The organism is Tardiphaga sp. P4_G1 (assembly GCF_056401215.1).
The window spans coordinates 150,654-165,594 of sequence record NZ_JBFUJU010000001.1; the positions used below are offsets into that span (position 1 = coordinate 150,654).

Consider the following 14,941-nt stretch of genomic DNA (forward strand, 5'->3'; position numbering starts at 1 on the left):
CAACGCGTGGGGCGCAAGTGCGACCTGTCCGCCGTAGCTCGCAGAGCGAAGGCGGAAGCGTATTGCGCCGATACGACAATGGCGGATTACGCTGCGCTCATCCGGCCACCGCTTGCCGATGGACATGCGACCAGAATTGTCATTATATCGCCGGAATGTCATCGCCTACCTGATGACACTGACGTGACGACGATACAGACCAATCCGCCTAACCTGCAGCACTCATTCGCATTCGAAAGAACACGATGACAGGTCTCTCGCGCAGGACGACGCTGGCGAAGGCGACAAGTGCAGCCGGGGCGCCGGACGTTACAGAGCGCACCATGATCGCGCGCCGCCAACTCCTGCGTTTTTTCGCCGCCAGTCCTCTTCTCACGGCGACCTCTCTCGGTACGATCACCACCCTGTTGACGGCTAACTCGCATCAAGCCCTCGCGCAGAGCTACGACGTGCTGCGCGGCTCGCGAAGAGCGTTCGGTCCGGACGGCATCATCACCGCTCCAACCGATGCGCTGGACGTGTTTGAGTTCGAGCCGGCGGCGAAGAAGGCCGTGCTCAGCCAGGACGCGCCGGCGCACTGGGGCTACCTCCAGAGCGGCGTCGACGGCGACGTGACGCGCGACGCCAATCACACGGCCTTCGCGAAGTACAATATCCGCGTTCAGCGTCTCATCGATGCCCGGAAAATCGACACCAGCGTGAAGATCTTCGGCGAGACCTGGGCCAGCCCCATCTTCATGTGCCCGGTCAGCAGCCTCGGCGCCTACGATCCCGAGGCGGGGGTCACCGTGGCGCGCGCCGCTGCCAAGCGCAACCATCAGATGATTCTCTCGACGGTCGATAATGCGAGCATCGTCGACGTCAACAAGGCGCACGGACGGCCCGCCTGGTTCATGTTGTATCCGACCGACGACTGGAACGTGACGCGGGCGCTGGTGCAGCGCGCCGAGAGTGCAGGCTCTCCGGCGATCGTTCTCACGGTCGACCGCCAGGGCGGCCGCAACACCGAAACCCTGTTCCGCGAGCGACGCCAGGACCTGCGCGAGTGCTCGGGCTGTCACACGCCGGGCTTCACCAATGAGGTCAGCCGCAAGGCCAACTTCGCGGACATCGATGTTTCCAAGGTCACGAACCTCTACGGCACCGGGATGACGTGGGAATTCGTCGATCGCCTGCGCGGGATCGTCAAGGGCAAGCTCGTGCTGAAGGGAATCATGACGGGCGAGGACGCCAAGGAGGCGTTGCGCCATGGCGTGGACGGCCTGATCGTCTCCAACCACGGCGGGCGCGCGGAAGAGAGCGGGCAGTCGACGATCGGTGTGTTGGCAGAGGTCGTGGATTCGGTGGGCGGCCGCATCCCGGTGCTGATCGACGGGGGTGTACGCCGCGGCACCGATGTCCTGAAGGCGCTCGCTCTGGGTGCCACGGCCGTCGGCATTGGCCGGCCATACGTGTGGGGCCTGGCGTCGTTCGGCGAGGCGGGCGTGGACCGGGTGCTGCAGATCCTGGACGATGAGTTCATTACTATCATGCGGCAGGTGGGTGCGCTCGACATCAACCACATCACGCGGCGCTGCGTCACCAGCGCCTAGCCGTGCCCGACCTCTGATGAATGAACAGCGCCTCGTGCCTCGACCATGGCTGTCGATGGTTTGACCAAGCGCGACAAGACTCCAAGGGGCTAGGGAAAACGCAGCGAGTAGGGCGGAATAGCGAAGCGCATTGCGCCGAAAAACAGTTGCGGCAGATTACGCTGCGCTAACGCGTCCTGCGCTTGCGCAGTTCATCACGCGCAGCGCGGTGCTCGCCACGACGATGTCCGGTTATTCGAGCGTCTTCAGATACGACAGCACATCGTGAATCTGATCGAGGTCGAGTTGGAACTCCGGCATGGTCGGATGGCCCGTGGAAATGCCTTCGGCCAGGGCTTCGCCGAGGGATTCGATTGGGTAGCGCAGATGCAGCGTTCGGAAGGGCGGCGCAATTTTCAGCGGGCTTGGCGTCACCTTGTCGATGGAATGGCACTGCGCACAATTGTTCAGGACAAAGGTCATGCCCCGCTGTTCTGCTGGCGAAGCGGCTACCGCTTGCGTCAGCATGATCAGCGTCAACGCCAGAGGCCTGATTATTCGTCCGATCATTGCAGCCTCGATTTCGGGAGAACACGGATCGTAGATCAATTGCACCATGAAGCCTTGAGTCGCGATCTGGCTTGATCTGGATCAATGGACCGATCCAATAAGGCTTTTTGAGCGGCGATGAATGCTCTATTCGCCGCAGGTTAAGATTGGTCGGAGCGGGGAGGCACCATTTCTCATATCCACGACGTTGGCGGCCGTTCGGTTGTACCGATCATTGCCGCTGCATGCGATCCGCATTACGTACCGATACGGCTCGTTTCAGTGAGTAGGAAGCTGGTGCGACGCGTATTGCACCAATTGTGGAGACGAGAGCGGCGGATGACGCTTCCGCCTTCGCTCTGCGAGCTACGGCGGACAGGTCGCCAATCCGCGCTACGCTTGCTGGTTGGATGTCGCAGTGAAAGCCAACGCATTGACGTTGGTGCATCCGATTACTGGTTCTGGATGGAGACGCTCATTCCGCTCAGGTCGAAATCGAACTGGAGGCCCAGTTGCTCGCCTTCCAGCGTCAGGACGACACCCTTGGCGTTGCGCATCTGGATGGCGCGCCTGCCTGCACCGACCGCCACACCTGCACCGAGCGCCGTATACGAATGGGGCGCAAGTGCGACCTGTCCGCCGTAGCTCGCAGAGCGAAGGCGGAAGCGTATTGCGCCGAGAGACAGTTGAGGCGGGTTGCGCTGCGCCAATCTGTCCTACGGTTGCTGCGAACGCCAGAACTGTGTGCTGTAGTTGTTTAGACCGCCAGAATGTGGATCGACTGTTACTTTGAAGGTTTCCGGAATCTTACTCCCGTCGCCGCCGTCCCTAAAATAGCTCCTGACGGAATAGAGTGCGCTGCGCGTAAGATCCTCCCAAATCTCATGCAGCATGTTTTCTAGTTCTTGCTTCTGTTTAGCTGCGCTCGGCTTTCGTTTGGGACGCGGTGTCATATAGTCCGGGCGCGGTTCAACATTGTGGGCGAACGTTATGTCGCCACTTTTCCATTCGTCGTCGATGGTCTGGCGCCATCGATAAGTTACCCTTGTGGTCAGATTTTTACCAAAATGTAATCCCAAGTTGAGCTCGCTTTCGACGTAGAAAAACTGCTCTTCCTTCTGCTCTATTCCTACCCTTGATTTCATTGCTCTGACAGCGGAGGACAGGTCATATGCCGCACGTCGGAGCGAACTTTCCGTTTCATCTCGCTTTCTCGATGTTTTGGCCTCGCGGTGCCTTGTTAGTGCACGTTCGAAATAACGAAGTTGGGTTGCGATATAGGATCCGCAGTCTGCGAGATGCAAAGTATGCAGATCACCCAATCGCTCCTCGAGGATCGCTTGCTCTATGAGCCTGTTCAAGCTGCTGTCGTCGATTTTTGTGATCGCAATTCTTTGATCGCGAGGGACGTAAATCTCTCCCATGTCAACTATCCTCGTTTTCTCGTGAGATGCGATCAGCGAGTAGGGCGCAATAGCGAAGCGTATTGCACCGACACGAAGTTGGCGGGTTACGCTGCGCTAACTCGCCCTACGCTTGCTAACCCGACCTACGTTTGCTGATTTGCGAATCCATTAAATGGCGACAGATTCTAAATTAACGCCCCTCAATTGCTCTTAGAACCTTGTCGGCCTCCAGAGTCATCTTTAGATCACTGCGTGCGCCCACGAGATTCTGTTTCTCGCGGGTGAGATCATGCGTGGCTCCGGCTGATTCAATTGCGAGTAGGCGCAAGTCGGCAACATCAAGCTCTAGGGTCGCTATGGTTCGATATAGATCTGCTAGCTCGGCTGGAATATCTTTATCCGCCAAAGACGATCGCTTCGAAATGCCCATTGCTGCTACATGTGGAGGAATCGCGTAGTCTGCGATGTGAATTATGCTGTGAATCGCAGCGTTTCGACGCTCCGCAGCCTTCGACGTTTGGGCAACTAGATCAGTTATTGATTTCAGAATAGGGGAATCCGTCGGAAGAGTTGCCTTTGCTACTGCAACAATCAATTTACGTTGCTGATTGCCACCCATAATTTGATTGAAGATCGCATCCGTTGCGGATCTTGGCGTTTGATGTAGCAAGCAGGTAAATATTAAGTACCAAAGGCTTTCCACGGAACTACTGTGGCGATCCTTCCGACTAGGAGATATAGCCGGTCGATTTCTTCTTTCATCATGCCGGTGTTCTCTTTCTTCGATGGGTGAGATTCTAGTCGAGTGACGAACCTCTGAGTAGTCTTGCTCTCAGGTCGGTGGTAAGTAAATTTGGCGATTGATTGACAAAAAAGCCGCTCTTTCGAGCGGCTTTTTTCATGTTAGGTCGGGTCTAGCCCATCCATATTAGCGTGATGATATCAGCTGCACCCCGTCGTGCTGCCGCACGTATCGCACTTCATGCACGTGCCATTCCGCACCAGCGTGAAGTTCGAACACTCACCGCACATGTCGCCTTCATAGCCCTTGGCTTTCGCTTCGGCGCGGCGTTCGGCCTTGCTGGGCGCGGCGGCTGCGGCGGTGCCGGCTTTGCTCCAGGCTTGCGCCTCGAGCTTTTCGGTCGGCGAGAGCGCGTGCTCCGGCTCGGCGGTCTTGAGGGCCACGGCGGCATCTCCGCTGCCGTGGCGGGCGGTGGCGCCCGATGCGTTCAGCGAGGTGACGTTGCCGCTCGCACGGGCGTCGGTGTTCTCGGCCGGGGCCGGCGCGCGCATGACGACGAGATTGTCGGTGCGCGAGCGGGTCAGGCCCTTGGAGACATACTTGTTCTGGTCGGCCGGCGCCTTGCCTTCATCTTCGCCCTTGCCGAGCGCATCGAAGCCCGACTCGGAGACGTCGACATGGCCGAGATCGAAGCGCGACATGTAGGAGACCGCGAGTTCGCGGAACACATAGTCGAGGATCGAGGTCGCGAACTTGATCGAGTCATTGCCCTGCACCGGGCCCGCGGGTTCGAAGCGGGTGAAGGTGAAGGCGTCGACATATTCTTCCAGCGGCACGCCATACTGGAGGCCCAGCGAGACGGCGATGGCGAAGTTGTTGATGAAGGAGCGCAGCGCCGCGCCTTCCTTGTGCATGTCGATGAAGATCTCGCCCAGGCGGCCGTCATCATATTCGCCGGTGCGCAAGTACACTTTGTGACCGCCGACGACGGCCTTCTGGGTGTAGCCCTTGCGGCGATCCGGCATCTTCTCGCGGTCGCGCATCACCACGATGCGCTCGACCAGACGCTCGACCACCTTCTCGGAGATCGCGGCGGTGCGGGCCGCCATCGGCTTCTCCATCAGGTTCTCCAGCGCATCCTCGTCCTCGTCATCATCGCTGATGAGCTGCGAGTTGAGCGGCTGCGAGAGCTTGGAGCCGTCGCGATACAGCGCGTTGGCCTTCAGCGCGAGCTTCCACGACAGCAGGTAAGCGGACTTGCAGTCCTCCACCGTGGCGTCGTTCGGCATGTTGATGGTCTTGGAGATCGCGCCCGAGATGAAGGGCTGCGATGCCGCCATCATGCGGATGTGGCTTTCCACCGAGAGATAGCGCTTGCCGATCTTGCCGCAGGGATTGGCGCAATCGAACACGCTGTAATGCTCGGCCTTCAGGTGCGGGGCACCTTCCACCGTCATCGCGCCGCAGATGTGCACGTTGGCGGCTTCGATCTCGCGCTTGGTGAAGCCGAGCGCGGCGAGCAGGTCGAAGCCCGGAGCGGCAATGGCTTCGGCTTCGATCTTGAGGGTGTCGCGCAGGAAGTCTTCGCCAAAGGTCCACTTGTTGAAGGCGAACTTGATGTCGAAGGCGGTCGGCAACGCGGCCTCGACCTTCTTCAGCGCTTCGTCGGTGAAGCCCTTGGCTTTCAGTGTCGAGGCATTGATGCCCGGCGCGTTGGACAGCGAGCCGTGACCGACGGCATAGGCCTCGATCTCGGCGATCTCGCTCTCGCGGTAGCCGAGCACGCGCAGTGCGGCGGGGACGGCGCGGTTGATGATCTTCCAGTAGCCGCCACCGGCGAGCTTCTTGAATTTCACCAGCGCGAAGTCAGGCTCGATGCCGGTGGTGTCGCAATCCATCACCAGGCCGATGGTGCCGGTCGGCGCCACCACGGTGGTCTGGGCGTTGCGATAGCCATGGAGTTCGCCGAGTTCGAGGGCGAGATCCCAGGCGATCTTGGCGCGGGTGACGATGTCGGCCTGCGGGCAGGAGGCATGATCCAGCGCCACGGGGGCGACGGCGAGGCCTTCATAGCCGCGGGTTTCGCCATGGGCGGCACGGCGATGGTTGCGGATGACGCGCAGCATATGGGCTGCGTTCTTCTTGTAGCCGGGGAACGGGCCGAGCTCCTTGGCCATCTCGGCCGAGGTCGCGTAGCTAACGCCGGTCATGACAGCGGTGAGGGCGCCGCACAGCGCGCGGCCTTCCTTGGAGTCGTAGGACAGACCCATGGTCATCAGCAGGCCGCCGATGTTCGCATAGCCGAGGCCGAGGGTGCGGAACTCGTAGGAGAGTTCGGCGATCGGCTTCGACGGGAACTGCGCCATCATGACAGAGATTTCGAGCACCATGGTCCACAGACGGCAGAGATGCTCGTAAGCGTGGATGTCGAAGGTGGCCGAGGCGGTGTCGTAGAAGGTCAGCAGGTTGGCCGAGGCGAGGTTACACGCCGTGTCGTCCAGGAACATGTATTCCGAGCACGGATTGGACGCGCGGATATCGCCCGACGACTTGCAGGTGTGCCAGTCGTTCATGGTGGTATTGAAGTGCAGGCCGGGATCGGCCGATGCCCAGGCGGCGTAACCAATTTTCTCCCAGAGATCGCGGGCCTTGATGGTCTTCATGACCTTGCCGTCCTTGCGGGCGATCAGGTCCCAGGTGCCGTCGGTCTCGACGGCGCGCAGGAAATCGTCCTTCAGCGAGACGGAGTTGTTGGAGTTCTGGCCGGCAACGGTGAGATAGGCTTCGGAATCCCAGTCGGTGTCGTAGATCGGGAAGTCGATGTCCTTGTAGCCCTGCTTGGCATACTGAATGACGCGCTTGATGACGTTGTCATTGACCAGCGAGCGGCGCGCGAGCTTGATCTCGCGGCGCAAAGCCGGGTTCTTCTCGGGATCGAAGCAGTCGTCGCCAGAGCCTTCGCAATTCACGCAGGCCTTCAGGATGGCCTTGAGGTGCTTCTGGTTCATCTTCGAACCAGTGACCAAGGCCGCGACCTTCTGCTCTTCCTTCACCTTCCAGTCGATATAGGTCTCGATATCCGGATGGTCAGCATCGACCACGACCATCTTGGCCGCACGGCGCGTGGTGCCGCCCGACTTGATGGCGCCCGCAGCACGGTCGCCGATCTTCAGGAATGACATCAGGCCGGATGAGCGTCCGCCGCCCGACAACTTCTCGCCTTCGCCGCGCAGTTTCGAGAAATTCGAGCCGGTGCCCGAGCCATATTTGAACAAACGGGCTTCACGCACCCACAGGTCCATGATGCCGCCTTCATTGACCAGATCGTCTTCGACGCCCTGGATGAAGCAGGCATGCGGCTGCGGATGTTCGTAAGCCGACTTCGACTTGGTCAGCTTGCCGGTCTTCCAGTCGACGTAATAGTGGCCCTGGCCGGGACCATCGACGCCGTAGGCCCAGTGCAGGCCGGTGTTGAACCACTGCGGCGAATTCGGCGCGACCATCTGCTTGGCGAGCATGAAGCGCAGCTCGTCGTGGAAGGCGTGGGCGTCGGCTTCAGAGGTGAAGTAGCCGCCCTTCCAGCCCCAATAGGTCCAGCAGCCGGCGAGGCGGTCGAACACCTGCTTGGACGAAAGTTCGCTGACGAAGCGCTCTTTCTCGGGCAGCGCGGCGAGGGCCTCGGTGTCCGGCACCGAGCGCCACAGCCACGACGGCACGGTCTCTTCCTCGACCTTCTTCAATTTGGCGGCGACGCCGGCCTTGCGGAAATACTTCTGGGCCAGCACGTCGGAGGCGACCTGCGACCACGAGTCGGGCACTTCAACGCCTTCAAGCTTGAACACCACGGAGCCATCCGGATTGCGGATCTCGGACGTGGTGTGGCGGAAGTCGATCCCGGCATAGGGCGACTGTCCTTCGGTGGTGTAGCGGCGTTGAATCTGCATCGTGGTCGTGCCCCGTCTTAAGCCCGACACCCCATCTGGCGGCATCGGCGATTTCTGTTAGCGACGTCCGGGTTGCCCCAAATTCGCCGCAGCTTGGCCGGGTGAACCGGTCCTGTTTTCTCTGTGGAGCATGTGCTGGCCGTCATCTCGGCCACCCGGGACTGCCGGGGTCATGCTTCCTTGGATCGGGCTTCCTCGCTGTTGCGGGTCGACCTGATCCTAACGCCTCACCACGCTGTTTGAGCCGGTTTCCGGCCCGTTTTTTAGTGCTCCAAACGCCGACTTTCCGGCCCGGATTCCAGGACGCAAATCCCCGATCCCGTAGCCTCGACTGGAGGACGGAGCGGTCAATCTGGAACCCGTTTGGGAGCGTCCGACGGGACAAAAAACGACCCGCGCCGAACAGTTCGAAAACTAGGCCAAACCGATCTCACCCGTCAAGGAGTAGTCGGGGTTCCTGAATCAAATACTAAATATGGTGGAAAGGGTGGATAACCAAGGGGGCAGAGCGCGCCTCGATTGAGGTCAAGTATCAGTGAGTCCTCACGGATTCGGAAGTCAAAAATATTTCTAAAACTGTCCGGAATCCGAGCTGCGCCCACTGTTCACAGCCCAACTTTATTTTGTCATCCAGGGATTGCGTTTGGGGGGACTCAGGCGCAGCGGTGGTTGCCGGGCAGGTTCCCTCCACCGGCAGTGGTCAGACCCTCCAACTGCGCGCATGGTCCCGCCGATTCCTCAGCCGGTTCCCTCCATGACAATGCCCAGTCCCCCCGTTTCGCGCGCGCGAATCGCTCCCTTCGGTCTCGTGTTGCTCGCCATCGCGTCGATCGCCTGGGGTCTGAACTGGCCGGTGTCGAAAGCGCTGTTGTCGGAATGGCCACCGCTGTCGGCGCGCGGCAGCACCGGCATCGTCGGGGCATTGCTGCTGGCCGGGATCGCCGTCTGGCGCGGCGAGAGTCTCCGCGTACCGCATCATCAATGGTTGCATCTGGTTGTGCTGGCGGGCCTGAACGTGTTCGGCTGGATGGCTTTCGTCGGCTTGTCGCTACTGTGGCTGCCGGCCGGCGAGGCCGCGGTGATTGCGTTCACCATGCCGGTCTGGGCTGCCGGACTGGCCTGGCTGATCCTCGGCGAGCGCCTGTCGATGCAGCGGATCGTGGCCATGCTGATGGCCTTTGCCGGCATCGCCGCGTTGATGGGGGGCGGTGGTCTGGCCGCGAGCGCGGAGAAGCTCCCGGGAATCGCTCTGGCGCTGCTGGGCGGGTTCGGCTTTGCGCTCGGCACGGTGCTGGCCAAGAAGTTCGGGCTCACGCTGCCACTGGTGACGTCATCCGCCTGGCAGATCGGGATCGGTTGCGTGCCGGTGCTGTTGCTGGGTCTGATCTTCGAAAGCCCGCATTTTGCAGCACTGACGCCGCTGGGCTGGGGGCTGCTCGCCTATGTCGTGCTGGTGGGGTTCTGCATCGCTTACGTCTGCTGGTTCGCGGCGCTCAAGCAGTTGCCGGCCTCGGTGGCCGCAATCGGGACCATGGCGGTGCCCGTGATCGGCGTGGTCAGCTCGGCCATCGCCCTGCGGGAACCGCTCGGCGCCATGCAGATCGCGGCCCTGGTATTTACGCTGGCGGGCGTTGCGCTGGCGACAAGGGGCTAGGCGCGGGCGCGTCGCCGCCGGGCCACATCCGCTGCAGTTCGGGATGGCCGTCCCAGAACTGATGCTTCAGCGCGGCGGCGATGTGCAGGCCGACCAGCGCATAGAGCGCATAGGACAGCCACACGTGAATGCCGCCGAAGATGTCGTGCAGGCGTTCCTTGAAGGCTGGCTCGACACTCATGATCCAGCCGATGCGCGGCCACTGGAACAGGCCGAACAGGTACATTGGAATCTCGCCGGCCGCCTTCCAGGCGGAATCGTGCATCCAGCCGGACAGCGGCAATCCGATCATCAGCACATAGAGCGCGAGATGCGCACCATGCGCGGCGGTCCTCTCGGCGGGCGGATAGGTCTCGGGCAGATCGGGCGGCTTGTTGGCCGCGCGCCACAGCAGGCGCATCAGCACGAGGCCGAGCACGGTGATGCCGAACGACTTGTGCGCATCGATGACGAACCGGATGTTGTCCTCAGGAATGAGGTTCACGCTCCAGATCAGTGCGATGTTGAGTGTGATCAGAACGGCAATCAGCCAGTGCAGGATCATGGCGATGCGGCTGTAACGTTGAATCGGCATTTTCTGTGCGTGCATGGAATAAGTTTAAACAGGATTTGTCTTTTGAGGCATGACGACTTTGTGTGTTCGTCGTGACCGCAATCACGCGCTATTTGATCGCGGCTCCGCAACTCGATCACGATTCACGCGTAGCTCTCGCAGGATCGGTTTGCTCGAACGCGCGATTGAATTGACGGCATGACAATATCCCTTCAGGCGGCCTTCGCCGCCGCATCGCCGCGTATCACACCGCGCCGGATGCCGTTCATCAGCCTGATGATCTATCTCGCCGTGCTCGCGCTATGGGCGCTGCTGTTCGGCCGCGCGTTCTTTTTGAACAACATTTGGGCGTGGTCAGCGGGCATGGTCTATATCGCCTATGACACGGTGCTGATGCTCTATGTGGTGTGGCAGACGCTGCCGCTGGCAGTGTCCGCGCGTGGTCCATCTGGAGCGGTTGCTGCGCAATCGCTTCCATCGGTGGGCATCCTGATAGCCGCGCATAACGAGGCACTTAATCTGCCGGAGGCGCTGGCGGCCATCGCACGCCAGTCCGATGCGCCGGATCTGATCCTGATCGCGGATGACGGCTCGCGCGATGCAACTGATACGCTCCTCCGTGACCGTTACGGTCTCGCCATTCCGGCGGTCGGCCAGAGCAGCATCGGCCAGTTTGGCAGTTCCAGGCTGCAATGGCTGCGCCTGCCGCATCAGGGCAAGGCGCGGGCGCTGAACACGGCGATCCTCAACGCCGATACCGACATCGTCATCACGCTCGATGCCGATACGTTTCTGGCTGACGATGCCATCGCCGAAATGCGCGGGGCCTTTGCTGCAGATCCCGCGCTGGTCGCGGCCGGCGGCATTCTCGTGCCGGTCTGCGACGACAGCGCCAGCGGCCGCGTGATGCAGTGGTTCCAGACCTACGAATATATCCGCAACATCATCTCGCGCTTCGCCTGGATGCGCGGCAACAGCCTGCTGTTGATCTCCGGCGCCTTTGCTGGCTTCCGCAGGGAGGCGCTGGTGGCCGTCGGTGGCTTCGATGCGGAGTGTCTTGTCGAGGACTATGAGCTGACTCACCGCATGCATCGCTATGCCGTCGATCACGGCCTCGACTGGCAGCTTCGCATGATCGGCACGTCGCTGGCGCGCACGGAAGCGCCGTCTCACGTCATGACGTTCCTGCGGCAGCGCCGGCGCTGGTTCGCGGGCTTCCTGCAGACGCAGTACTGGAATCGCGACATGACCGGCAATCGCCGCTATGGCCGGCTCGGCATGCGCATGCTGCCGATCAAGGCGCTGGATACGCTGCAGCCGATCTACGGCCTCACGGCCTTCGTGTTGCTGCTGGCTTTGCTCGTCACCGGCAAGACTGCCATCGCCGTGCCAGTGTTCGGTCTGATCACCGCGAAGATCGTCGCGGATTTCCTGGTCTATCTCTGGACCGTGCATCTCTATCAGCGCCTGACAGGCGGCCGCACGCGCACGAGTTTTGCCGCAGCGGTGTTCGCGGCGATCCTCGAACCGTTCAGTTTTCAGTTGCTGCGTCACGCCGGTGCGGCGTGGGGCTGGATCGCCTTCCTGCGCGGCAACAATGAATGGGGTTTTGCGCCCACTGCGCCATCAGCACGACAGGCGCCCAACGCGGGCGAGTAGTCGCTAGGCCGGTTTCGCCGCCAACGGCACTTTCACGGTGAAATGCGAACCGTGGGTGAGGTCAGACTTCACCTCGATCACATGGCCGAGCGCTTCGGCTGTGCGTCGAACGATCGACAGGCCGAGGCCAAGGCCCTCGCTGGCCGGATTGATCTGGTGGAAGGCATCGAAGATCGCGGTGAGCTGTTCGGCGGGAATGCCGGTGCCAGAGTCCAGCACCTCGATGGTCACCGCGTTGGCGTGCTTGCGACAGCCGACCAGCACGCGACCGCGTTCGGTGTATTTGATGGCATTGCCGACGAGATTGCCAAGGATCGCGCGCAGCATGCCGGGATCGCTGACAACCTGCGCCTTGCTCGGCACAATGACGAGGTCGAGGCCCTTGGCTTCGGCATGCAGGCGCCAGTTGGCGCTGATCGACTCGAACACGTCAGAGATCGGGAACGATCGCAGGTTCGGAATCCCAAAGCCGGCATCCAGCACAGATGTCTCGGCGAGACGGTCGAGCTCTTCCGCCATCCGCATGCCGGCATCGATGGCATAGCCGAGCCGCTCGCGATCCTTCTCGTCGGTCAGCTTGTTGCGGATGCGGTCGATCGCCATGATCATGACCTGCAATGGCTGCTTCAGGTCGTGGCCTGCCACCGCCATCAGGCGACTGATATTGCGCTGAAGCCGATCCGACAGATGCAGCGCCCGGCGGAATTCCATCTGCGCCATGACCTGGCGGGCGAGGGCGGCCAGCACCTCGCGCTGTTCGACCGAGAGCACGCGCGGCTTGTCATCGAGCACGCAGACGGTGCCGAGCGGCAGGCCGTCCGGTGTGCGCAGCAGTGCGCCGGCATAGAAGCGCAAATGGGGCTCGCCGGTCACCAGCGGATTGCAGTCGAATCTTGGATCCTTGGTGACGTCCTCGACTTCGAGAAAACTGTGTTCGAGGATCGCGTGAGCGCAGATCGACTGATCCATCGGCGTCTGCCGCACGCCAAGACCGATCTCCGACTTGAACCACTGCCGGCCGTCATCGACGAGGCTAATGATCGAGATCGGCGTCTGGCAGACATAGCTGGCGATCTTGGTGATGTCATCGAAGGATGGCTCAATGGCGGTGTCGAGAATGCCGTAGGAGCGCAGCGCCTTGAGGCGTTCGGCTTCATTGGGATGGAGCCTGGCGATCTTCGGCTTGTCTGACGCGTCCACTGAACCTGCTCACACCCGACGTCGACCCATCGAACCGGTAGATAGGTCCACATGTCTACCAACACTACGCGCGAGTTCCCTGAATGTCCCCCGTACGCTGCACCCACGTTCTTAGACCTTGAGACAGCAGGCGCAAACCAGAAACGACAAAAGACGATGCCGCGAGGCACCGTCTTTTGCGTAACGCTTAGATCGTCGTGTTACGGGCAGGCGTGACGCAGGCCGTCATAACCGAGATAGGTGCCCGTGCGGACATTGTACGACTTGTAGGTGCTGATGCAGTAGTCAACGTCGCCGCCGCCGGTGTCAGGAGCGACTTCGACCACATCCGGCGCGTCGTCATAATAGCTGCTGCCGTAATACGGGCTGCCGCCGTAATAGCCGTAGGAATTCCCGTAATAGCTGCTGGCGGCCAGACCGCTGCCAATAATGGCGCCGGCTGCGAAGCCCGGGCCGTAACCGCCGCCACGCCAGCCGCCGCCGTGATTCCAGCCGCCGCCGCCAGGGCGCTGGCCGCCATGCCAGCCGCCACCTCCGCCACCAAAGCGCGCACCGCCGCCAGAGAACGTGCCGATCGTGCGCGCACCGCCGGGGCCGACGCCCACGACCTTGGTGTTTTGTGCGTAGCTGGGGGTCACCGCGAAGGCGGGGATGGCCACAGCGACGGCTGCTGCGACACTCAAGATTTTCAAATTCGTCATCGTTTGCTCCTGTCTGGGATGCATCTTCAACCCCCTGAAGGGACTGCCGTTCCCTGCCGCCACGCGGTTATTGCGCAACGACAGAATGATCGTCCGGAACTGTATGTGGCATGAATGGATTGCGCCGTTTCTGCGACCGCCGGTACTTTGGAGATAGGGTTCGGGGGAGGCCGATACGAGGCTTGTCACGATCAGTTGCAGGCGGCGATCGGTCGCGGCGGCAACTGGACATTTGGCGGCCCGGATGGCATCAACAACCCGACGAAAACCTTCGAACGGTTCAAAATATGAAACAGTTTCTGCTGAAATTCTTCACGTGGTGGAGCGGGACGACCTTCGGGACGAACCTGTGGACGTCGCGATTCGGCGAACTGGTTGGCACCGACGAGCAGGGCAACACATATTACCGCACCAAAGGCGGCAAGATCGACCCGACGCTGGGCTTCGAGCGCCGCTGGGTGATTTATAACGGCTATGCCGAAGCCACCAAGATCCCGCCGGACTGGCATGGCTGGATCCACCACACCGTGGACGTGCCGCCGACCGAAGAGAATTATACGCCGCGCGAATGGCAGAAGCCGCATCAGCCGAACCTGACCGGCACGCCCGCAGCCTATCGTCCGTCTGGTTCGACTCTGGCCAGTGGCCGGCGTCCCAAGGCGACCGGCGACTACCAGGCCTGGACGCCGGGCTCGTAACAACTCACCCGTTCTGGACGACCGGTTGTGCGGGCCGCTCTGCGGCGCGCGCGGCCTCGCATTGTTTCCGGCCGCCAGCTCTTGCGGTGAGACCGGCAAGCACGTCCGCCTCGGATGAGCCCGCCTTGCAGGGCGGCGCCGGATTGTACTCGATCGACTGGGCTGGGGCGGATACGATATAGCCGTAATATGTGCGTTCGAGATGTTAGGTTTCGAAAGCTCACTGGGCATGATCGGGGACGGGGACGGCCGACGAGATCAATC

The 14,941-nt window shown here is 61.3% G+C and carries 13 protein-coding genes; 5 read left to right on the plus strand and 8 right to left on the minus strand.

Translation table 11 applies throughout. The features are described from left to right. Positions 1-323: 323 nt before the first annotated feature. A complete protein-coding gene (locus tag AC1DUY_RS00760) occupies positions 324-1,592 on the plus strand; it encodes an alpha-hydroxy acid oxidase (RefSeq protein WP_120292593.1) in 1,269 nt (422 codons plus the stop codon). A 231-nt stretch (positions 1,593-1,823) separates the two neighbouring features. On the opposite strand, the gene AC1DUY_RS00765 is transcribed toward AC1DUY_RS00760, so the two are convergent. The 5 genes from AC1DUY_RS00765 to AC1DUY_RS00785 form a co-directional block, all read right to left on the minus strand. Beyond that, positions 1,824-2,099 (minus strand): c-type cytochrome, encoded by a 276-nt coding sequence (locus AC1DUY_RS00765; protein WP_478112402.1) that lies wholly within the window; start codon positions 2,097-2,099, stop codon positions 1,824-1,826. Positions 2,100-2,572: 473 nt separating this feature from the next. After that, complete coding sequence (locus AC1DUY_RS00770; protein ID WP_439075229.1) at positions 2,573-2,830, minus strand: hypothetical protein; 258 nt, start codon at positions 2,828-2,830, stop codon at positions 2,573-2,575. A 6-nt stretch (positions 2,831-2,836) separates the two neighbouring features. Then, a complete protein-coding gene (locus AC1DUY_RS00775) occupies positions 2,837-3,544 on the minus strand; it encodes a hypothetical protein (protein WP_478111651.1) in 708 nt (235 codons plus the stop codon). A 172-nt stretch (positions 3,545-3,716) separates the two neighbouring features. After that, positions 3,717-4,229, minus strand: coding sequence for a hypothetical protein (locus tag AC1DUY_RS00780; protein ID WP_478111653.1), 513 nt, complete (start codon positions 4,227-4,229; stop codon positions 3,717-3,719). A gap of 239 nt (positions 4,230-4,468) precedes the next feature. Next, complete coding sequence (locus AC1DUY_RS00785; protein WP_309945975.1) at positions 4,469-8,212, minus strand: vitamin B12-dependent ribonucleotide reductase; 3,744 nt, start codon at positions 8,210-8,212, stop codon at positions 4,469-4,471. A gap of 754 nt (positions 8,213-8,966) precedes the next feature. Between AC1DUY_RS00785 and AC1DUY_RS00790 the strand changes: the two genes are divergently transcribed. Next, positions 8,967-9,866 carry a DMT family transporter gene (locus AC1DUY_RS00790; protein ID WP_068736749.1) on the plus strand — a complete coding sequence of 300 codons (900 nt, stop codon included), beginning with the start codon at positions 8,967-8,969 and terminating at the stop codon, positions 9,864-9,866. On the opposite strand, the gene AC1DUY_RS00795 is transcribed toward AC1DUY_RS00790, so the two are convergent. Further along, the gene (locus tag AC1DUY_RS00795; RefSeq protein WP_478111656.1) at positions 9,829-10,440 is read right to left on the minus strand and encodes a cytochrome b; all 612 of its coding nucleotides are present in this window, start codon (positions 10,438-10,440) and stop codon (positions 9,829-9,831) included. The genes AC1DUY_RS00790 and AC1DUY_RS00795 overlap by 38 nt on opposite strands. 177 nt (positions 10,441-10,617) lie before the next feature. Here AC1DUY_RS00795 and AC1DUY_RS00800 point away from each other — a divergent pair, with 177 nt between their 5' ends. Next, the gene (locus AC1DUY_RS00800) at positions 10,618-12,078 is read left to right on the plus strand and encodes a glycosyltransferase family 2 protein (protein ID WP_478111658.1); all 1,461 of its coding nucleotides are present in this window, start codon (positions 10,618-10,620) and stop codon (positions 12,076-12,078) included. A 3-nt stretch (positions 12,079-12,081) separates the two neighbouring features. Here AC1DUY_RS00800 and AC1DUY_RS00805 read toward each other — a convergent pair whose 3' ends face one another. Both AC1DUY_RS00805 and AC1DUY_RS00810 read right to left on the minus strand, forming a co-directional pair. After that, the gene (locus AC1DUY_RS00805; RefSeq protein WP_441229785.1) at positions 12,082-13,278 is read right to left on the minus strand and encodes a GAF domain-containing sensor histidine kinase; all 1,197 of its coding nucleotides are present in this window, start codon (positions 13,276-13,278) and stop codon (positions 12,082-12,084) included. 200 nt (positions 13,279-13,478) lie between these two features. Next, the gene (locus AC1DUY_RS00810; RefSeq protein WP_478111660.1) at positions 13,479-13,979 is read right to left on the minus strand and encodes a BA14K family protein; all 501 of its coding nucleotides are present in this window, start codon (positions 13,977-13,979) and stop codon (positions 13,479-13,481) included. Positions 13,980-14,093: 114 nt separating this feature from the next. Between AC1DUY_RS00810 and AC1DUY_RS00815 the strand changes: the two genes are divergently transcribed. Together AC1DUY_RS00815 and AC1DUY_RS00820 are read left to right on the plus strand one after the other, a co-directional pair. Beyond that, on the plus strand, positions 14,094-14,270 hold the full coding sequence (locus AC1DUY_RS00815; RefSeq protein ID WP_478111662.1) for a hypothetical protein: 177 nt from the start codon (positions 14,094-14,096) through the stop codon (positions 14,268-14,270). Then, positions 14,267-14,677 (plus strand): NADH:ubiquinone oxidoreductase subunit NDUFA12, encoded by a 411-nt coding sequence (locus AC1DUY_RS00820; protein WP_089264087.1) that lies wholly within the window; start codon positions 14,267-14,269, stop codon positions 14,675-14,677. The genes AC1DUY_RS00815 and AC1DUY_RS00820 overlap by 4 nt, the downstream gene beginning before the upstream one ends. Positions 14,678-14,941 lie beyond the last annotated feature (264 nt).